Here is a 19,577-nt window from a genome sequence, read left to right as displayed (position 1 = left end):
GCGTCACGTCATATCGGCTACCCAGTCGAGGTGACCCTCGAACCCATGCGCTTCGGCCATATCGCGGTACTGATCCCGGTATCGGTGACAGCGCGCATCGTCGCCCTGAGCCCGGGCCAGCAGCGCCTGCAGCCGCAGCAACCAGATTTCGCGCACGGCCAGGGCATCGTCGGCGGGCGCCTGCACCAAGCGTTCGATCGCTGCCTGGGCTTCGGCCATATCGGCGGCGGTGCAATCGTCGAGTAGAGACTCCACCAGAACGCCGGTCGCAGGGATGCCCCACAGCAGCAGTCCGCCGTCACGGAACAGGTGGTCGCAGATGGTGCGCATGATCGCGATCGCGCCGGCCCGGTCTCCGCCCCCGACTCTTTCGCGCGCCACATACATCTCGATGATCGGCAGATCGCAGAGGTTGCGTCGCCGTTTCACCAGCACCTCGCCGACCTCGATGGCGACCTCTCGCCCGCGGTCACGCTCTGCCGTTGCGCTGCGATGCATCAGCGCAACACTCAACGCCATCCGGATGTATCCGACCACGGCGTCATCGCTGGAGCGCTCAGCAATCCGGAGCGCATCCTCGATCTCGTGCAGCGCATCATCATCGGGCTTCAGTACGCCGAAAGGTATGCCCAGCAAGTAGACATAGCCGACCGCTCCCGCGTAGGACGCGGCATCGGAGCGCTGCGCCAGAGGCAGGCTCTGGCGCAGGTCCGCACGCCATCCAGGACGACCCAGACAGTACCGGGCCATCCCCCGCGACGTGCAGGCGAGAGCCAGCGGAGACCCGACCAGGAAGTTCCCTTTCGATGAATCCCCTTCTGCCAGATCGATAACGGTCTGCGACCACCGCAGGACCTCACCCCACTGCCCACTCTCGATCTTGCCGAAGATAAGCGGAAACGACAGCCCCACCGTCAACGTCGCGTCTTCGACCGCCTCGGCGAGGGTCCACGCTTCGGAGGCCAACTGGGACGCCTCGCGCACCCAGTCTCGATGTGCGTAACTCACCACCATGCCTGCCGTGGCGATGCTCAGTGACGCCTTGTCCCCGGCGGCGGCGCACAACTTTCGCAACTGATCGAAGCGCGCGCCGGCGGAGTCGGCGCCGACACGCCAGCCGGTCCCGCACAGCATCGTGCGCGGGGCGATCCGCATGGCTGCCCGGCCCGGATCATCGGCCGGCAAGGTGTCGGCGAGCGTTTCGGCACGCTCCCAACTCGACAGGGCGGCCCTGATATCGCGGTTGGTCGCCCAGATGGCGGCGCGCATGTGCCAGCCGTAGGCGGCGTGCTGATCGCCGGCGGCCTCCCGGTGTTCTGCGATGGATGCCGCGTTCTCCTCGACCGAATCCGGGTCGCGGGCTTCGATCGCGGCAGCCACCCGGCGGTGTAGATCTGAGCGGTCCGACCTGAGCTGTGCCTGGTAGGCCACCGAATGAATGAGCGGATGGTGAAACGCATACTCGGGTTCTCGGATGACGCCGACGAGTTGGGCCGCCACCAATTCGTCCACGACCGGCTCCACGCCCAACCACGTGACCAGGTCGAGGTTGAATCGCGAGCCGATCACCGCTGCCGCGCTCAGCGTGCGCTTGGCCGCCGGAGCGAGCCGGTCGATGCGTGCGGCGATGGTCGCCTGCAACGTGGCGGGCACGCTCACCTCGCCCGTCTCCACCCCCGACAGGTAGGCGCCGGGCTCGCCCCGCAGCGCACCGCGTTCGGCCAAGTCGCGCACCAACTCTTCGGCGAAGTACGGATTGCCGGCGGCCCTTTCGGCGACTCTGCGGCCCAGTGCCTCGACCGAGCGGTCGGCGCCGAGGAGGTGTGTGACCAGCGTTGCGGTGTCTGAATCACTCAGCGGGACAAGGGTTACGGTGTGCGCATCGGCCATGTCGGCCAGCGCTCCGTGATACTCGGGCCGGTAGGTGATCAGCACCAGCGAGGGCGTCTGCGGGACCACCGTGAGGAAATCGGCCAGCATCGACTCGCTGGCCTCATCGATCCAATGCGCGTCCTCCACGACGTAGACCGCCGGGGCCGCGCGGGCCAGCATCGCCGCGTCGACCAACGCGCTCAACCGCCGCCGACGGGCATCGGGGTCGATCGAGGGCAGGATGGCCTGCGGATCGGCGATGCCCAGCAGGTCGTCGAAGAGCGACAGGTCGTCGGGGTCTGCCCCAGGCATCTGGTCGCGCACTCGATTTCGCGCGACCGAGGGTTCCAGGGCCCCGATCTCGGTGGCGGCGCGCAACAGCTGCGTGACGACTCGGAAGGGCACCTGGGCGGCGTGCGACTCGCAGAAGGCGCTGAACACGGGTGCCCCCCTCCGGCCCGCCATGGCCGCCACCTCGCGCGCCAGGCGACTCTTGCCGATACCGGGCGGGCCCACCACGCCGACAATCACGCCGTGGCCGTCGATCGCGCGCTGCAGTGCGCCTTCGACGACCGACAGCTCCCGCCGTCGACCGACCAGATCCGACTCGGCACCCGCAACGCGATGCGGTTCGCCGATGCTCAGCAGGCGGTGGACGCGCACCGGTTCGGCGGCACCCTTGATGTGAACCCACTCGGCTGCGCCCAAGGTTGCCGATTCGGCCACCAGTTGCGCGGTCGACGCACTGAGCATCACCCCACCGGGAGGTGCCACCGATTCCATCCGCTGAGCCATGCCCACCTGCACACCGATCGTGGCGTACCTGGATCCGGAGCCGATCTCACCGGCGATCACCTGACCTGAATTGAGGCCGACCCGCAGCCATAGATCGATGCCGTCGCGATCGCGGGCCTCGGCCGCCACCCGCTTGGCCTCTTCTTGGATGGCCAACGCTGCCAGGCAGGCGCGAACAGCGTGATCCTCCAACGCCATCGGCGCGCCGAAGACCGCCATGATGCCGTCGCCGGTGAATTGGCTCAGGGACCCGTCGTAGCGGCTGACCACGGCCGTGCAGCGGTTCAGCAGGTTGCCCATGATCTCACGCAGCCGTTCGGCGCCGACGGCTGCAGCGATGTCCATCGAATGAACGACATCGGCGAAGAGCACCGTCACCTGCTTGTACTCGGCCGTCGTCGGTGCCGATGTGACAGGCGCGCCGCACTTGTTGCAGAAGCGGGAATCCGGCGGCAACTCCGTACGGCCGCACGACCCACACCACGGTCCCGTTACCGGTACCGCACCGCGACCGTCGTCGGTGTCGCCCACGTCAGCATCATGTCACCGCTGGTCAAGGGATGCCCGGCGTATCGCCGGTGATGTCGGCGATGGCCTCGTTGAGCCGATCCTGATCCACCGCAATGGATTCGCTGGCCACCTCGGTGGCGTTGTGCAGGGCTTCGTTGAGCCGGCGGGAGACCGTGTCCGAACCCAGGCGCAGCACCCCGTCGGACAGATGGACGTCGACGAGGTGGTGGTGTCCGTTCAGGGTGACCTCGACGGTCTCGGATTCGTCTGCCGCCGTGAAGGATTCGTTCGCCATCTTCTGCAGCTGGCTGTCCATCAGATCCTGTAGACGGCCGGCCTGCCGAAGTACCGCGGCCACCTGGGGGTGCATATCGTCGGTCGGCTCGAAACTCACTTCGGGTCCTTGTCCGGGATATCGCGGCGCCGGCGGGCGCCGATGACCCCTTCGGTCCATGGCCGATCCTCGGTGTAGAGGTCCTCGTCCGGGGCGGTGTTGGGATCGCGGCGCTTCTCCTTGCCCGGTGATGCGCCACCCGCACCGTGGCCCATTCCGCCCATACCGCCACCCATGCCGCCACCCATGGCCGACGCCGGAATCGCACCCGAGCCGCCGCCTCGGGCGCCGCCGCCGGGCGCGGGTCCGACGGTCTCGGCCCCGACACTGGGTTGCAGGGGCAGCGCCGGTGCGCCCCCTCCGCCGCCCGCGCCGCCGCCGGATCCGCCGCCACCCCCGGTGGAGGCGGGACTCACGCCCGGATCGTCGAGCCCGAGATCGGGCAGCCCACCATCGGGTAGCCCACCGCCGGGCAGGCCACCCCCCGACGGCGCACCGCCGCCCGAGGGTGCGCCGCCCTTACCGGACGGGCTGCCACCCGAACCCGATTGGCCGGCACCGGACCCGGACGATCCCGACGGGGACTGACCGGCGGATGCCGGATCCGTGCCCTGCGGCGTACCGGACGAGGCGAACTGCGCCGGGGCTCCCATCGGCTGGCCGCCGGCCCCCGGAGCGCCTCCACCACCGCCGGTACTGCCGCCGCCACCGGAACCGCCCGCACCGGTGCCGCCCCCACCGCGCGAGGCGAACCCGGGATCGCGGACCTTCACCTGATCGAAGGTCGCGTGGCCCGCGTAGTCCTGCCGCACCTCGTCGGATTGCTGCTGCAGTTTGGTCATCTCGGCCTGGACGGGCTGGGCCTGCACCTGGGACCGGGCATCGCCCTCGGCGAGCAACCGCGCGAGAGCCTCCTTCGCCGCCTGGTACCGGAGGTACAGAGGGGTGTGCTCGGTCAGCGCGGTCACGTGGGCATCGGCGACCTTGGTGGCCGCCTCGGCCAGCCGGCGCCACGCCGCAGCCAGATCGGTGCACCAGTCGCCGTAGTCGTTGAGCCGTTTGTGGGCGGCGTCGGCCGCTTCACCCTCCCAGTCGTTGGCGTCGTGCATCGGCCGGGCGCCCTCGGCGCTGTCGGCGGCCAGTCCCCATTGCACGGCGGCCGCCCGCAGCGAGGCCTCGTTGCCGCTGAGCAGAAGTGCTTGCGTTTGTTCGATATTGCTGTAGCCGCCGCCGTCGAGGGCCTCGGGAGCGGCCGGGCCGTCCGGCAGGGGCGGCAGCGGCGTGGACGGCGGCGCCACGGTGATGGCCTCGACCGCCGCGTGGCGCTGCGGGTCGTCGAGGGCGTTCTTGTACTGCTCGTCGACCTTGTCGTAGGCGGTGGCGGCCGAATCCAGCATCTCGCTGAGCCGCTGGCCTTCGGCCTCGGCGATCTTCTGATGCTGCTGCAGCGCTGCGGCATTGGCGTTGAGATTCGCGGCTGCCGCCACCGCCAGCGGAAGCTGATCGGGCGGCATGGCCTGGGCCTCCGGCTGGTACCAGAAGACGCTTCGCATGGCGCCCGCAAGACCTTTGAGTGCGGCGGTGTCGACCTTCGCCTCTGTCATGCGCGATCCCACTCCGCTTCTCGCTGGGGCGTCACGACGCCCCCTCCAGCGCCATCTGGTACCGGCTCTCCTCACGCGGATTGATCAGCCGGATCGGTAGCTGCCGATGCCGCGGGGTCCCGATGAAGTTGCTGCGCAACACCACCCGGCCGACACCGGGATGCGGCCCCAGATACGTGGTGGCATGGGGCCACGTCACTTTGGCCTCACTGCCGATGCGGGCGTTGACGAACCCGGCGAACTCGCGGAACTGCGGGCCCAGGGTGACCACACCGCCCGCCGCGGCGGACCGGATCACGAACTGGGTGAACAGCCGGGCGTCACCGAGGTTGATGCTGACGTCGACATCGTCGAACGGCATGTAGACCGGGTAGCGGTCGGCCGTCTCGCCCACCAGCACACCGGCCGAGCCGATCGGCAGTTCGTAATGCCGGTCGGAGACCGGGCTCTTGCCCAGCAGTGCGGCCCGCTGCCCGCCGAACAGGCACGAGAAACCGCGCGGCGTGGTCGGATTGGCCAGCGTGGTCAGCAGCACCGTCGTGGTCGGGGCGCTGCCCGGCCGGATACGCACCCGGGTGATGGTGTGGTCGGCACGGGCCGACCACCACACATTCGGGCCGCCCGGTGCGACATAGGCGGCGGTGAACGTGCTGCGGCCCTTGATGGAGGACCAGGATTCGCGTTCGAAGCTGATCTCGGTGGCCCGGTCGAAGTCGTCGAAGCTGCGCCCGCACCGTGCGTCGATCCCGTTGCCCGCCAACTGATCGGCGATCCGGGTGGTCGAGGCGACCAGGTAGCGGGCCAGTCCGGCGACCCCGGATTCGCGCCGTTGGGCCGGTCGCCGGGTCCGTTCGGGGTCGGCGCGCAGCACGATCCAGGTCCGCCGGTTTGCCGGGGCGGGATACGGCCCGACCACCTGCTCGTAGAGCGCCACCAGATTGGCGGGCGCGGTCTTGCCGACGCGGTAACCCGCCGACACGACATCGGCCTCCAGTTCGGGGCAGTGCGCCGCGATGAGTTTCTCCACCAGCCGGGTGTCCACCACATCGTCGGTGAACGCCTCACCCGAGACCAGCACCGTCGGGGTGAACGCCCGGGGGACCAGCTCGATGGTCGCGATCAGCGCGTCGCCCTCCCACCGCACCGCCACGTGGTCACCGGGCAGCACCGTCGCGCCGACATCGGGTTCCGATGGTGCCGGTGGCGCGACGGTATGCCGCCGGCGCCAGGAGAACAGTGCCGCGATCCACCCGGTCAGCCGCCGGCCCCGGATGGTCAGCGTGGTGGCGATCGCGATCAGCGCGCCGAGCGTGATGCCGAGCCACAGCAGGTTCATCGGGATCGACACCACGACGACGGCCGGAATCAGCACCGCCGCCCACAGCAGGTGGGCGGTGGTGAACCGGAAACCGAACTGGCCGAAGAACTCTCTCATCGGCGCCTCAGGGCACGCCGGGCCAGTGCACCGATCCCGAGGATCAGCGCCACCGCGGTGCCGGTGAGCACCACGATGGTGATGGGTCTGCGATCCGGGGGCGCGACGTAGACCGGGGGCGGAAGCTGTTTGACCCGGTACGGCACCGCGGACGGGCCGGACGGGACATCCCAGGTGAGTGCGGCCACCGGGTCGATGACGCCGGCACCGACGTAGTTGTCGACCCCGCCGCCGGGATGGCGGGCGGTCGCGGTGATCCGGTTCATGATCTGCGCCGGGGTGAGCTCCGGGAACCGCTGACGCAGCAGCGCCGCCAACCCGGACACATATGCGGCGGCGAAGGATGTGCCGGCGATCGGGATGGGCCCGTCGGTGCCGGCCAGCGCGTTGACCGGATTGCCGTCGTAGCCGAGCGCGATGATGTTCTCCGCCGGTGCCGCGGCATCCAGCCAGGGGCCGGACACCGAGAAGCTGCTCGGTTGTCCGGTCTCGCCGATACCGCCGACCGTGAGCACCAACGGCGAATACCAGGCGGGCGACACGATGGTCTGGACCTGCTTCCAGCCGCGGGGGTCGTTGGGCTGGTCGGCCTCGGGCGGCGGATTCTGCGTGCAGTCCTGACCGGTGTTGCCCGCGGCGACCACGATGACGACACCTTTGATGTTGACGGCGTAGTTGATGGCCGCGCCCAGGCCGGACTCGTTGATCGGGCGGGTGACCTTGTAGCAGGCCGCCTCGCTGATGTTGATCACCTGGGCGCCGAGATTGGCCGCGTGCACGATCGACCGGGACAGGCTGCGCAGGGAGCCGGCGGTCTGGGTGCTGTTCGGATCGTTGGGGTCGTTGCGGGACCCGACCGGCTGGAAATTGTCCGAGGTCTGGCGCAGCGACAGGATGCGGGCATCGGGTGCGACACCGACGAACCCGTCGGTGGGCGCGGGCCGTCCGGCGATGATCGACGCCGTCAGTGTGCCGTGGGAGTCGCAGTCCGACATACCGTTGCCGGCTTTGTCGACGAAATCGCCGCCCGGTTCGGCCGGAACCCGCGGCGAGCCGTTGACCCCGGTGTCGATGACGGCGACGGTGATACCGGCGCCGGTGGCGAACTTCTGGGCGTCGGCGATCCGTAGATAGTCGTTGGCCCACGGCTTGTCGGTGAAGTTCGAGTTCGGGAAGGTGATCGGGGCCGAACACACCCGCCGCTGCTCGGTGGGTTGATCGGGCCCGGTCTCGTCAGGCGGTACCGCCGCCGGATCGATCGTCGGTGGCTCGACCGCACCAGCCGGCGGGGCCGTACCCACCAACAACACGCACGCGGCCAGCAGCGCGGCGATACGTCGCACGTTGTCCACTCCCCCTTGCAATCCCCGGATGCGGATGTGCAGGCACAACCGCAGCAAAGCGAAGGCCCCGTCTTGGCGGCGTGTTCGCGCAACGTCAGCCTGCCAGATGGGTCTCGCAGGCTGACGTCAGAGCAATATTACGGGGACGACGAAGGGGGCAGTTGCGCTTTCTGTCAGGCGCGCGGGCGCGCTCAGGCGTCGAGGTCCTGGGCGACCAGGTCGGCGACGGTGGCCAGCGCGGCGGCGTCGTCGGAAGCCACGGTCACCTGGGCACCGTTGCCGGCGCCGAGGGTCATGATCATCAGCGCGGAACCGGCGTCCACCGGCTCGCCACCGTCGACGGCCAGGGTGACGGGGACGCCGGCGTTGACGACGGCTTCGGCGATGATGGCGGCCGGCCGGGCGTGCAGGCCGATGGCGGATCCGACGACGACGGTCTTGCTGGGCATTGCTGTTCTCCTCTTGGCGGTGGTGGTGCGATGGGTGGGACGGATCAGGCGGATACGGGTGTCTTGGTGAACTGTTTGGCGAGCACCACCGCGAGGGCGGCGACCACGGTTCCGGCGGCCAGGGCGACCAGGAACCACATCAGGTGGCCGATCGCGAAGAACACGAAGATGCCACCGTGCGGCGCTTTGAGCGTGACGTCGAAGGCCATGATGAGCGCTCCGGTGACGGCACCGCCGGCCATCATCGACGGGATGACGCGCAGCGGGTCGGCGGCGGCGAACGGGATGGCGCCCTCGGAGATGAACGCGGCACCGAGGAACCACGCGGCGTTGCCGTTCTCCCGTTCGGGCTCACTGAACAGCCCGGGCCGCAGCCGGGTGGCCAACGCCATCGCCAGCGGCGGCACCATACCGGCGGCCATCACCGCGGCCATGATGCGCAGGGATGCGACATCGCTGACGTTGAGGCCGGCGGTGGCGAACGCGTAGGCGGCCTTGTTGACCGGCCCACCCAGGTCGAAGCACATCATCAGACCCAGGATCACCCCGAGCAGGATCACCGAGGCGCCGGTCAGTCCGTTGAGCCAGTTGGTCAGTCCGGAGGTGATCGCGGCCAGCGGGCGGCCGAGCAGCATGAACATCAGCAGGCCGACGATCAGCGAGGCGAACAGCGGGATCACGACCACCGGCATGAGACCCCGGAACACCTGCGGCACATTGATCTTGCTGATCCACAGTGCCGCGAACCCGGCGATCAGGCCGCCGACGATACCGCCGATGAAACCACCACCGACGAAGACCGCGACCGCGCCGGCGGTGAATCCGGGTGCGATACCCGGCCGGTCGGCGATGGCGAAGCTGATGTAGCCGGCCAGCGCGGGGACCAGGAACATGAATGCCAGGCCGCCGAGGGTGAACAACACCGCGCCGAGGTACTGGACGAACCCACCGGCGGGCAGGTTCACCAGCGAGTTTCCGGTCGCGATGTGCGCGCCCAGCGAGTTCATGCCGAAGGACAGCCCTTTGGCCCCCTCGGGTGCGTTCGCGATGTCGTAGCCGGCGAACAGGAAGCCCAGCGCGATCAGCAGGCCGCCGGCGGCGACGAACGGGATCATGTAGCTCACGCCGGTGAGCAGGATCTGACGCAACCGGGTGCCCCAGCCCAGGCTGTTCGCCGCGGACGAGGCGCCGGCCTCCTCGACGGAGCCGGACACCCGGGCCGCCTGCGGATCGGATGCGGCCGCAATGGCTTCGGAGATCATGGTGTCGGGTTCGTTGATGGCTCGCTTGACGCCCGAGGCGATGACGGGCTTACCGGCGAATCGCTGTTTGTCCTTGACGCCGACATCGGTGGCGAAGATGACGGCGTCGGCACCGGCGATGGTGTCGGCAGGCAGCGGGGTGCTGCCGGAGGAGCCCTGGGTCTCGACGGTGAACGTGACACCGGCCCGTTCTGCGGCCAGCTTGAGGGCGTCGGCAGCCATGTAGGTATGCGCAATACCGGTGGGGCAGGCGGTGATCGCCACGATCGACGTGGTCTTGCCGGGGACGGGCGCAACGGCGGCGGCGGGACTGCCGGCGGGGGCCGGGTTCACCACCCCGTCCACGAGTGCCACGAGTTCCCCCGCGGTCTTGGCCGTCCGCAGCGATTCCACGAACTCCTTGCGGACCAGGGCGCGGGCCAGACTGGACAGCAACTTGAGGTGGTCGGCACCACCGGATTCCGGTGCGGCGATGAGGAAGACCAGATCCGAGGGGCCGTCGGGGGCGCCGAAGTCCACGGCCGGCGCCAACCGGGCGAACCCGATGGTCGGCGTGTCGACGAAGGCCGAGCGGCAGTGCGGGATGGCGATTCCACCGGGGAGACCGGTGGCCGACTGACCCTCGCGGGCCATGGCGGCGGCCACCAGGCCGTCGGCGTCGCCGGTGCGGCCCGCGGCGGCGAGCAGTGCGGCGATGCGGGCGATGACGGACTCGTTGCTGGTGCCGGCATCGGTGTCGAGTAGCACCAGGTCGGTGGTGATCACCGGCTGTGCGGTATCGGTGGATGACATGACGTGACCTCCTCGTCGGGGTTCAGGATCAGGCGGCGGACGGCGAGAGTGACCTCACCGCAACGGCTTCTGTGTTGATCTGCGAGGGCGCGGGCAGTGCCGAACCGGGCAGCGCGGCCGCGGCGCTGCCGTAGGCGACGGCCATCTGCAGCCGCTGCGCGGGGGGCGCACCTTCCAGTGCGGCACGCACATAGCCGGCCAGCGACGAGTCCCCGGCGCCGACCGTGCTGCGCGGGACGATGGGTGGCGGTGTGGCGAGCCAACTGCCGTCGCCGTCGACCAGCACGGCTCCGGCCGCTCCCAGGGTGACCAGGACGGCGGCCGCGCCACGGTCGACCAGTTGCCGGGCCGCGGCCACCACCGGTCCGGTATCACCCTGGGCGGCAGCGCTTTCCAACTCGGCGGCCGAGTATCCGGTCAAGCCGGCGAGCTCCTCGGCGTTGGGCTTGATCACATCGGGGGCGGCGGTACCGAAACCGGCCGCGAGAGCGGCCAGCGGTGCGTCCGAGGTGTCCACGGCGACGCGGCAGTCGTAATCCGACAGTGCGGCCACCATATCGGCGTACCAGTGCACGGGGATGCCCGGGGGAAGCGAGCCCGACAGCACCACCCAGCTGGCACCTTGGGCGACCTGCAGCACGGTGTGTGTCAGCTCCTGCAGCGCAGCCGCCTCGAACGGCGCGCCGGGTTCGTTGAGTTTGGTGGTGGTGCCGTCACTTTCGGTGATGGCCAGATTGGTCCGCACCTGGCCGCGGATCGGCACGTTGCGAAACGGGACGCCGGCGGCCCGAAGCGCGGCCAGGATGAGATCGGCATCGGCGGCGGGTAACACGGCGATGGTGTCCAGTCCGGCCAGTCCGAGGGCGCGGGCCACGTTGACGCCCTTGCCGCCCGGCTCGTTGGTGACCGATCCGATCCGATGTACCGCCCCCCGGGTGAGGGGAGTGCCGAGGGTGACCGTGCGGTCGATGCTCGGATTGGGTGTGACGGTGACAATCATGCCGCGGCTCCTGCCAGGACGATCTCGATGCCGAGACCGGTCAGTTCGGTGCGGTCGGCGTCGGTGATCTCGGTGTCGGTGACCAGCGCGTCGACGCTGGACAGGGGTGCGAAGCTGACCAGCTCCTCGCGGCCGATCTTGGACGAATCAGAGGCCACCACAACGTAATTGGCGCTGCGGACCATGGCGCGTTTGACGGCGGCCTCGTCGGGGTCGGGGGTGGACAGGCCGTGGCGGACGCTGATGCCGTTGGTGCCGATGAAGGCGATGTCCACCCGCAGGTGATCGAGTGCCTGCAGGGTGGCGTCGCCCACCGCCGCCTGGGTGAGGCCGCGGACCCGTCCGCCGAGCAGTTGCAGCGTGACCGACGGGACGGCCGACAGTCGGGCGGCGATCGGGATGGAGTTCGTCACCACCACGAGGTCGCGGTCGGTGGGCATGGCCGCGGCGATCCGGCTGGTGGTGGTACCGGCGTCCAGCAGCACGCTGGAACCGGACAGTGGGAAGAAGTCGGCGGCTGCCGCGGCGATCGCGTCCTTCTGATCGGAGCGGGTGGTGTCGCGTTCGTCGACATCCTGCTCGACCAGGTGCAGGGCTCGCGACGGAACCGCGCCACCGTGCACGCGGCGCACCAGCCCCGCCTTGTCCAGGACGGCGAGGTCGCGCCGGACGGTTTCGGTGGTGACGTCGTAGGCCTGCGCAAGTTCGGCCACGGACGCGCGTCCCTGCCTGATCACCAGGGAGGCGATCGCTTGCTGACGTTCTTCGGCGTACATGGCTCCGGTCTCGGTGCTCGAGGTCTGGGATCGGGTGGGTTTTTCCGGTGCTACCCCGGTGAGGAATGTTGGTATGTGTTGTTTTACGCTTGTTTGTGTTGACTTGTCAACGATTTCTTGTAACGTGGCTCACATGAGTTCCCCATCTGTGACGGACACCGGGATCCTCGTCCTGACCGGTGTCCCGGTAGTGCCCGGAGTGGCCTATGCCCCGGTGATCCGTCCCGGGCGCAAGCCGGTCATCGATCTCGGTGCCGATTCGCTGGGCGAGGACGAGCGTCCGGCGGAATCGGCCAGGTTCACCGCCGCGGCCGCGACCGTGGCCGAACGGCTGCGGGAGCGGGCCGGTCGCGCCACCGGTGCCGCCTCCGAAGTGCTCGCGACCACCGCCGGTCTGGCGCAGGACCGGGCCTGGCTGGGTGCCGCGGAGAAGCGCATCGCCGAGGGCGCCCCGGCCGTGCGTGCGGTGGCCGCTGCCGTCGACCAGTTCGTCGGGCTGTTCACCCAGATCGGGGGGATGATGGCCGAGCGGGTCACCGATCTGCGCGATATCGGGGATCGGGTGATCGCCGAACTCGTGGGCCTGCCCGAGCCGGGGGTCCCGCAACCCGATGTGCCCTCGGTGCTGTGCGCCGAAGACCTCGCGCCCGCCGATACCGCGGGCCTGGATCCGTCGCTGGTGGTGGCCCTGGCCACCACCCTGGGCGGACCGACCAGCCACACCGCGATCATCGCCCGTCAGCTGGGTATCCCGTGCGTCGTCGCCGTCAACGGACTCGATGACGTGCCCGTCGGCGCCAAGGTGCTCGTCGACGGCACCCGCGGCACGGTGACCGTCTCGCCGGATGATGCTGCCGCCCGTGGGGAAGTGGCCGAGGCGCAGCGTGCCGCCGCGACCGCGGCCGGCTGGGCCGGGCCGGGCGCGACGGCGGACGGTCACGCCGTCGCCGTGCTCGCCAACGTCCAGGACGGTGCCGCGGCGCGGGCTGCCCGCCAGACACCCGCAGAGGGCGTCGGCCTGTTCCGCACCGAGATGTGCTTCCTCAACACCGACACCGAGCCCACGGTCGAAGAACAGGCGAGCGTCTACGCCGAGGTGCTCGAGGCCTTCGCCGGTGGCAAGGTCGTGATCCGCACCCTCGACGCCGGCTCCGACAAACCGCTCAAGTTCGCGGGCCACCCGGATGAGGCCAACCCCGCGCTGGGGGTGCGAGGTATCCGGATCGCGACGGGTAACCCGGGGCTGCTCGATCGCCAGCTCGCGGGCATTGCCGCCGCGGCGCAGCGGTCCGGCAACGCGCCCTGGGTGATGGCGCCGATGATCGCGACCGCCGAAGAGGCGAAGAGCTTTGCGGCCAAGGTCCGTTCGCACGGGCTCATGGCGGGCGTGATGATCGAGGTGCCGGCCGCGGCGCTGCTGGCCGACCGGATTCTCGAGCACGTCGACTTTCTGTCGATCGGCACCAATGATCTTGCGCAGTACACGATGGCCGCCGACCGGATGTCTGCGGACCTGGCCACCCTCACCGATCCGTGGCAGCCCGCGGTGCTCGCGCTGGTCGCCATGGCGGTGAACGCCGGTGTCGCGGTGGGCAAGCCGGTCGGTGTGTGCGGGGAGGCGGCGGCGGATCCGTTGCTGGCGTGTGTGCTCACCGGCTTCGGCGTGACCTCGCTGTCGGCGGCCTCGGCCGCTGTCCAGGGCGTGGGCGCCAAACTGGCGCAGGTCACCTTGCAGCAGTGCCGCGACGCCGCCGAGGCGGTCTTGGGTACCGCCAGCGCCGCGGACGCCCGAGCCGCCGCACGCGCCGTCCTCGGGTAGGCGGCGAATGTACGGGGAATTAATCGGACCATAGTCCGGTTAGATGTGGTATGCCTGCCATCACAGCCGATACGCTGACCCTGCCCCGCATCGCGGGGCCAGAACCTGCCGACACCGAACGCCCGGTGCGTTCGATCACCACCGGCCCACGCGGTTTCGAGGGGGAGGGCTTCCCCGTCGTGCGCGCGTTCGCCGGGGTGAGCGCCGCCGACCTCGACCCGTTCATCCATATGGATCAGATGGGCGAAATCGAATACCAGCCCGGTGAGCCGAGGGGAACGGACTGGCACCCGCACCGCGGGTTCGAGACCGTCACCTACATGATCGACGGCCGCTTCGCCCATCAGGATTCGCACGGTGGCGGTGGATTGATCACCGACGGTGCCACTCAATGGATGACCGCCGGGGCCGGGATCCTGCACATCGAGACGCCGCCGGCCGAACTCGTCGAGAGCGGCGGCGTGTTTCACGGCATCCAGTTGTGGGTGAACCTGCCCCGTGCCGACAAGTTCGCCACGCCCAGGTACCAGGCCATCGAGGGGCGCGAGGTGCAATTGCTCTCCTCGGCCGACGGCGGGGCGCTCGTGCGCGTCATCGCCGGTGAGGTGGACGGCCACACCGGGCCGGGCGGTACTCACACCCCGATCACGTTGGCGCACGCCACGATTGCCCCGGGCGCGCGGCTGGATATGCCGTGGGACAGGCGGTTCAATGCCCTGGTGTACGTGTTGTCCGGGCGCGGCTCGGTGAGACCGGTGAGTCACCCGATCCAGCAGGGTCAGTTGGCCGTGCTCGGGCCGGGCGACCGGATCGCGTTGGCCGCGGATGGCTCCCAGGACTCCCACCGCCCGGCGATGGAGGTGCTGCTGTTGGGCGGCCAGCCGATTCGCGAGCCGGTCTTCCACTACGGGCCGTTCGTGATGAATTCCAAGTCCGAGGTGATCGAAGCGCTGGAGGACTTCAACGCGGGCCGGTTCGGGACGGTGCCGCCGAATGCGCTCCGGCCCCATCGCTGACCGGCTCCGGGTAGAGCAGTTCCAGTTCGCCGAGGTGGGCGGCGACGGTGACCAGCGGCAGCGCGGCCGCGATCGCCAGTTCGCCCGCACCGGCGCCGGCGCGCAGGGCCCGCACGAAGTCGTCGCTGATCGGCGGACCGAAGTGCACCGACTCGACACCGCGAAATCGTTCGCATACTGCGTGGCAATGAGATTCGAGGGCGTCACGGACCTGGGGGTAGACCGCCAGGGGTGGTGGGACGACATCGGCGATCAGCTCGGCCGCGGCCCTCAGCCGGGTGACTCGGTTGGCCGACCTGATCACCGGAGCGCGCAGGTCGGTCGGGCCCCCGCTCTCCGAAAGATAGTGGCGCACAGTGTCATCCAGGGTCCGGGCGGCGGACAGCGCATCGTGGCCGAGTGCGGTGATGCGGTCGTCGGCCTCTTCCGAGGCGCCCCGCGTCACCCGTAGCACCGCGGCCTTCATATAGGCCGTGCCGGCGGCGCGGGCGGCATCCAGTGACCGGGTCACCGCCGCGGCCGCACCCCGCGGCCACAACAGCAGCGACACCACCACGCCGACAAGGGCGCCGATCGCCACGTCCTCGACCCGGATCAGGCCCACCCGCCAGCCGATCGGGTGGATCAGGTTGAAGATGATCACCACCATCATGGTGAACGCGGCCTGCCCGGCGATGAACGACGCCACCTCCGGGACGAACGCCGACCCGAATGCGACCAGCGGCAGCGCCAGCCACATCACCACCGGGTCCACGCCCAGCAGCGCGATGAAGGCCGCGCCGAGCCCGAACCCGATCACCGTCCCGGCGACCGCGCGTACGACGCGGGTCCCGGTGGTCAGGGCGCTGCTGCGCAACACCGACATGGCGCCCAGTACCACCCACAGCCCGTTCTGCAGGGGGAAAAGATGCGTCACCCCGACGGCCAGGGCCAGCCCCAATCCGGTGCGAAGACTGTTGCGCACCACCACGGCCCGCGTCGCGACCAACCCCGACGGGATGCTGGCGATGGCCTCGGATTCGGACAGCACCCGTGCGGCCGCGCCGGAATCCGGCAGTCGCAGGCCCAGCACTCGCGCCCACACCGGGCGGGCGTCGGCGTCGGCGGCCAGTCCGATCACCCGCCCCGTCGCGGAGACGCACGCCGATATCGTTCTGCGGGTCAACAGTATTCGTCCGATTCCCAGCGCCGCGGCGTCATCGGGTGCGTCGAGGATCTCGCAGATGTCCTCGCGGTACCGGCTCTGCGCGATGAGTCGCTGCACGGCCAGGGCGTGGGCCAGCGCGCTGCGATGTGCGTCGCGTTGCGGGCCGCCGGTCTCCAGCACGGCGGCGGACTCACGCAGCACCGCCACGATCGGGTCCCGCAGCTCGGCAAGCGCGGTGCCGGGGGATCGCGTCACGAGGTCGGACAGCCACTGCAGGTCGTCGATCACCCGCACGAGAGCCCGGCTGCCCGCGGTCAGTCCGACCGGGCGGAAATCGGCACCGAGAAAAGTGGTGCGCAGCTTGTCCATCGCCTCGTGAACGGCGTCGAGGTCCTCGGCGCTCGGTTCGACCCGGTCCAGCGTGTCGGCGAGCGTCGCGCAGACCCGGGCGGCGTAGAGCCGAAGTTCGTTGTGGTGGCGCGGAGGGAACAGGAAGAGCGCGGCGGGCACGCACAGGGCGAGGGCGATCAACCAGCCGAGCAGGCGATCCGGAATCGGGCCCGGCGGCAGGCACAGGGCGGGAACGAAGGTGAGCAAGGTGGAGCGCTGGCCGGCGGCCACGATCTCACTGAGCACGCCGGCGAACATCACCGCCGCCGCCACCACGAACATCACCGCCACGGCCAACCACGGCACGGGCGCCACCACGGTGCCCAGGGTGACCAGGATGGCCCCGTTGACTCCCAACCCGGCGTAGGCCAGGGCCCGGGCGGGCCGGTTTCCGGGGAAGTCGACGAGGATCAGCAGGGCGACCGCGCCGAGAATCGCGAACAGCGGCGTCTGCACGCCACCGACGCTGAACCCGGCGGCGGCGACCACCGGCATCATCAGCCCGGCGCGCGCGGCGCGACGCATCGCGTCGTACTCGGGGTCGCGAGCATGCACCCTTCTCCACAGCCTGAGCCACAGGCCGGCAGGGGTGAGCATGCCCGACGATGTTAGACGGTCACGGGTGGTCCGGAACGGTGCCGAACATCCCGGAGTCGAGCCCGTCGAGCAGTTGGTCGGCCAACCAGCGCAGGTCTCCGAAATCGCGGGGCAGCGAGGTCTGCTCATAGCCGGTCAGCAGATACACCGCGGCGATCGCGAACACATGCGCCTGCCGGTCGCTGGTGAGGATCTCCAGCGCCGATTCCTTCATGATGTCGAACCGCTGCTGGTCGACGGTGCGCTGCACCTCACCCACCGTCGGGTCGATGGAACTCCACACCCGGATGGCCGCCTCGGCGCCGTGCGGCAGGGCGAGCGCCTCCTCGACCAGCGTGCCGATCCTGCGCCGCGGATCGGACTCGGCTCGGGCCGCGTCGATGATCTGGGTGGTCTTCACCTGCACCCAGTTGTCGACGAGCGCCCGGGTGTAGGACGACCAGCTGGTGAAGTAGTGATAGAACGAGCCCGTTGTGACACCGAGTCGCTGGCATACCTCGGCCAGCTTCAGGCCGCCGTAGCCGAGGTCGGACAAGATGTCGATACCGGCTTCGAAATATGAATCCCTCGACACGCCAACCCCCATGGTGGGACACCTTAGTTTGGTCTGTCCACGGATATTGCCGGGCTGCGCCGGTCCGGCGCCGGAGCAACGATAACCAACGTTTGCTGGGCGCGAGCTGTAGATAACGCCGAGGCGAAGATCGCGGTAGTGAAGTGGGTAATCTGTGGCACAATTTGACTGTGCCGCACATAGCCAGCAGAGGACCGGGTCGCCCGCCTGCAGCCAAAGCAGCCGACACCCGAGAGCGTATCCTGCAGGCTGCGCGGGAGGTGTTCAGCGAACTCGGCTACGACGCCGCGACCTTTCAGGCGATCGCCATCCGCTCGGACCTCACCAGGCCCGCCATCAATCACTACTTCGAGAGCAAGCGGGTGCTCTATCGCGAGGTGATCGAGCAGACCAATGCCATGGTGGTGGGCGCCGGGTTCGAGCGCGCCAAGGCTCAGTCGACGTTACTGGCCAGGCTGTCGGCATTCTTCTCGGTGGTCATGCAGACCGATACCAAGGATCGCTCGGTGGCCGCCTTCCTGGTCACCTCGGTGCTGGAGGCGCAGCGTCATCCTGAGCTCGCCCACGAGACCCACGACTCGCTGGCCAGTTCGCGGGAGTTCATTTCGTGGGCGGTCCGGGAGGCGATGGGCAGTGGGGAGCTAACCACCGACACCGACGTGGAGACGCTTGTCGAGCTCCTTGTCGCGGTCATGTGGGGGATGGGCTTCTACGCCGGGTACGTCGGCTCGCATGCAGATCTGGAACGTGTTATCGAGAAGTTCGAACTGCTGCTGGCTAACAAGCTCTGGTCGCTGCCGACGTAACTGGCACCCGCGCTAGCGTATAGCTAATCTAAGTTGTTCGGTAGCATGGCGGAATGAGTTCTCTGCGCACCGACGACGACACCTGGGACATCGCCACCAGCGTCGGAACCACTGCCGTCATGGTGGCCGCCGCCCGCGCGGCCGAAACCGACCGGGATGACCCCCTGATCAGTGATCCGTACGCCAAGATTCTGGTCGGCGGCACCGAGGCCGGGGTGTGGAACTTCATGCTGGACAAGGAGTTCGTCGCCAAGGCGGCCGAGATCGATGCCGAGGCCGCGGCGATCTTCACCCATATGGGCAGCTATCAGGCGGTGCGGACGAAGTTCTTCGACGAGTTCTTCGCCGCCGCCGTCGACGCGGGCGTCCGGCAGGTCGTGATCCTGGCCTCCGGGCTGGACGCGCGGGCCTATCGGCTGGACTGGCCGGCAGGCACCACCGTCTTCGAGATCGACCAGCCCAAGGTGCTCGAATACAAGGCCGCGGTGCTGGCCGAACACGGCGTCCGGCCGTCCGCGACGCTGCATCAGGTGCCGGTCGACCTTCGGCACGACTGGCCCGGCGCGCTCACCGACGCGGGATTCGACGTCGCCGCGCCGACCGCGTGGCTGGCCGAGGGGCTGTTGATGTATCTGCCCGCTGACGCGCAGGACCGGCTGTTCGGCCAGATCACCGAGCTGAGTGCGCCGGGCAGCCGGATCGCCGTCGAGACCGCGCCCCGTCAGGCCCAGGAGCGTCGGGAACAGATGCGAGCCCGGTTCGAGGCCATCCGGGAGAAGTTCGGGATGGGCGAGAGCATCGATGTGGGTGAGCTGATGTACAACGACCCGGACCGAGCGGATGTCGCCGTCTGGCTGGCCGAGCACGGCTGGGACAGCACGGCGGTCACCTCGGCCGACGAGATGCGCCGGCTGGGCCGCTGGGCGCTGCCCAGTGGCCCCGACACCCCCGGCGATGACGCGTTCTCCTACTTCGTCACCGCGGTCCGCCGGTAAACGCCGCACGGCGGGGTCTTCTGGCCGCCCAACCAAGTGGTTAGTATTCGGGGCATCTCAT

15 protein-coding genes are annotated in these 19,577 nt (G+C 69.3%); 4 read left to right on the top strand and 11 right to left on the bottom strand.

Going from position 1 to position 19,577, the window contains the following annotated elements; all coding sequences use genetic code 11:
* Window positions 1-3: 3 nt before the first annotated feature.
* The 9 genes from H7J86_RS13595 to H7J86_RS13555 all read right to left on the bottom strand — a co-directional run bounded on the left by H7J86_RS13595 (window position 4) and on the right by H7J86_RS13555 (window position 12,172).
* Window positions 4-3,198: an ATP-binding protein gene (locus tag H7J86_RS13595; RefSeq protein WP_267291547.1), complete on the bottom strand. Its 3,195-nt coding sequence runs from the start codon at window positions 3,196-3,198 to the stop codon at window positions 4-6.
* A gap of 22 nt (window positions 3,199-3,220) precedes the next feature.
* On the bottom strand, window positions 3,221-3,547 hold the full coding sequence (locus H7J86_RS13590) for a YbaB/EbfC family nucleoid-associated protein (RefSeq protein WP_267292930.1): 327 nt from the start codon (window positions 3,545-3,547) through the stop codon (window positions 3,221-3,223).
* A 20-nt stretch (window positions 3,548-3,567) separates the two neighbouring features.
* The gene (locus tag H7J86_RS13585) at window positions 3,568-5,115 is read right to left on the bottom strand and encodes a PPE domain-containing protein (protein WP_267291545.1); all 1,548 of its coding nucleotides are present in this window, start codon (window positions 5,113-5,115) and stop codon (window positions 3,568-3,570) included.
* Window positions 5,116-5,146: 31 nt separating this feature from the next.
* Window positions 5,147-6,550, bottom strand: a complete 1,404-nt coding sequence (eccE, locus tag H7J86_RS13580; protein WP_267291543.1) for a type VII secretion protein EccE — start codon at window positions 6,548-6,550, stop codon at window positions 5,147-5,149.
* Window positions 6,547-7,893 (bottom strand): type VII secretion-associated serine protease mycosin, encoded by a 1,347-nt coding sequence (mycP, locus tag H7J86_RS13575; protein WP_090359638.1) that lies wholly within the window; start codon window positions 7,891-7,893, stop codon window positions 6,547-6,549. Before mycP ends, eccE begins: the two co-directional genes overlap by 4 nt.
* A gap of 191 nt (window positions 7,894-8,084) precedes the next feature.
* Complete coding sequence (locus tag H7J86_RS13570) at window positions 8,085-8,342, bottom strand: HPr family phosphocarrier protein (protein ID WP_090359152.1); 258 nt, start codon at window positions 8,340-8,342, stop codon at window positions 8,085-8,087.
* A gap of 44 nt (window positions 8,343-8,386) precedes the next feature.
* Window positions 8,387-10,396, bottom strand: coding sequence for a PTS fructose transporter subunit IIABC (locus tag H7J86_RS13565; RefSeq protein WP_267291541.1), 2,010 nt, complete (start codon window positions 10,394-10,396; stop codon window positions 8,387-8,389).
* 28 nt (window positions 10,397-10,424) lie between these two features.
* The gene (locus H7J86_RS13560) at window positions 10,425-11,396 is read right to left on the bottom strand and encodes a 1-phosphofructokinase family hexose kinase (RefSeq protein ID WP_267291539.1); all 972 of its coding nucleotides are present in this window, start codon (window positions 11,394-11,396) and stop codon (window positions 10,425-10,427) included.
* The gene (locus H7J86_RS13555) at window positions 11,393-12,172 is read right to left on the bottom strand and encodes a DeoR/GlpR family DNA-binding transcription regulator (protein ID WP_090359147.1); all 780 of its coding nucleotides are present in this window, start codon (window positions 12,170-12,172) and stop codon (window positions 11,393-11,395) included. Before H7J86_RS13555 ends, H7J86_RS13560 begins: the two co-directional genes overlap by 4 nt.
* Before the next feature lie 73 nt (window positions 12,173-12,245).
* Here H7J86_RS13555 and H7J86_RS13550 point away from each other — a divergent pair, with 73 nt between their 5' ends.
* Window positions 12,246-13,991, top strand: coding sequence for a phosphoenolpyruvate--protein phosphotransferase (locus H7J86_RS13550; RefSeq protein ID WP_267291537.1), 1,746 nt, complete (start codon window positions 12,246-12,248; stop codon window positions 13,989-13,991).
* 50 nt (window positions 13,992-14,041) lie between these two features.
* Window positions 14,042-15,007, top strand: a complete 966-nt coding sequence (locus H7J86_RS13545; protein WP_267291535.1) for a pirin family protein — start codon at window positions 14,042-14,044, stop codon at window positions 15,005-15,007.
* Here the strand turns inward: H7J86_RS13545 and H7J86_RS13540 are convergent.
* A complete protein-coding gene (locus H7J86_RS13540; protein WP_267291533.1) occupies window positions 14,952-17,141 on the bottom strand; it encodes an FUSC family protein in 2,190 nt (729 codons plus the stop codon). The two genes, H7J86_RS13545 and H7J86_RS13540, sit on opposite strands and share 56 nt — an antisense overlap.
* 19 nt (window positions 17,142-17,160) lie before the next feature.
* A complete protein-coding gene (locus H7J86_RS13535; protein WP_090359140.1) occupies window positions 17,161-17,727 on the bottom strand; it encodes a TetR/AcrR family transcriptional regulator in 567 nt (188 codons plus the stop codon).
* 158 nt (window positions 17,728-17,885) lie between these two features.
* On the opposite strand from H7J86_RS13535, the gene H7J86_RS13530 reads away from it, so the two are divergent.
* Together H7J86_RS13530 and H7J86_RS13525 are read left to right on the top strand one after the other, a co-directional pair.
* Window positions 17,886-18,521, top strand: coding sequence for a TetR/AcrR family transcriptional regulator (locus H7J86_RS13530; protein ID WP_090359138.1), 636 nt, complete (start codon window positions 17,886-17,888; stop codon window positions 18,519-18,521).
* Between the two features lie 53 nt (window positions 18,522-18,574).
* The gene (locus tag H7J86_RS13525; RefSeq protein WP_267291531.1) at window positions 18,575-19,516 is read left to right on the top strand and encodes a class I SAM-dependent methyltransferase; all 942 of its coding nucleotides are present in this window, start codon (window positions 18,575-18,577) and stop codon (window positions 19,514-19,516) included.
* Window positions 19,517-19,577: the final 61 nt, after the last annotated feature.

The organism is Mycobacterium hackensackense (assembly GCF_025822555.1).
Lineage (GTDB): Bacteria > Actinomycetota > Actinomycetes > Mycobacteriales > Mycobacteriaceae > Mycobacterium > Mycobacterium fluoranthenivorans.
The sequence above is the reverse complement of the archived record's forward strand: the minus strand, read 5'-3'. Positions and strand labels throughout refer to the sequence as shown.

Coding starts and splice junctions, on each gene's coding strand:
- eccE (WP_267291543.1), bottom strand. CDS start 6,550: ATGAGAGAGTTCTTCGGCCAGTTCGGTTTCCGGTTCACCACCGCCCAC.
- H7J86_RS13555 (WP_090359147.1), bottom strand. CDS start 12,172: ATGTACGCCGAAGAACGTCAGCAAGCGATCGCCTCCCTGGTGATCAGG.
- H7J86_RS13590 (WP_267292930.1), bottom strand. CDS start 3,547: ATGCACCCCCAGGTGGCCGCGGTACTTCGGCAGGCCGGCCGTCTACAG.
- H7J86_RS13535 (WP_090359140.1), bottom strand. CDS start 17,727: ATGGGGGTTGGCGTGTCGAGGGATTCATATTTCGAAGCCGGTATCGAC.
- H7J86_RS13545 (WP_267291535.1), top strand. CDS start 14,042: ATGCCTGCCATCACAGCCGATACGCTGACCCTGCCCCGCATCGCGGGG.
- H7J86_RS13585 (WP_267291545.1), bottom strand. CDS start 5,115: ATGACAGAGGCGAAGGTCGACACCGCCGCACTCAAAGGTCTTGCGGGC.
- H7J86_RS13540 (WP_267291533.1), bottom strand. CDS start 17,141: ATGCTCACCCCTGCCGGCCTGTGGCTCAGGCTGTGGAGAAGGGTGCAT.
- H7J86_RS13560 (WP_267291539.1), bottom strand. CDS start 11,396: ATGATTGTCACCGTCACACCCAATCCGAGCATCGACCGCACGGTCACC.
- H7J86_RS13570 (WP_090359152.1), bottom strand. CDS start 8,342: ATGCCCAGCAAGACCGTCGTCGTCGGATCCGCCATCGGCCTGCACGCC.
- H7J86_RS13550 (WP_267291537.1), top strand. CDS start 12,246: ATGTGTTGTTTTACGCTTGTTTGTGTTGACTTGTCAACGATTTCTTGT.
- H7J86_RS13525 (WP_267291531.1), top strand. CDS start 18,575: ATGAGTTCTCTGCGCACCGACGACGACACCTGGGACATCGCCACCAGC.
- H7J86_RS13565 (WP_267291541.1), bottom strand. CDS start 10,396: ATGTCATCCACCGATACCGCACAGCCGGTGATCACCACCGACCTGGTG.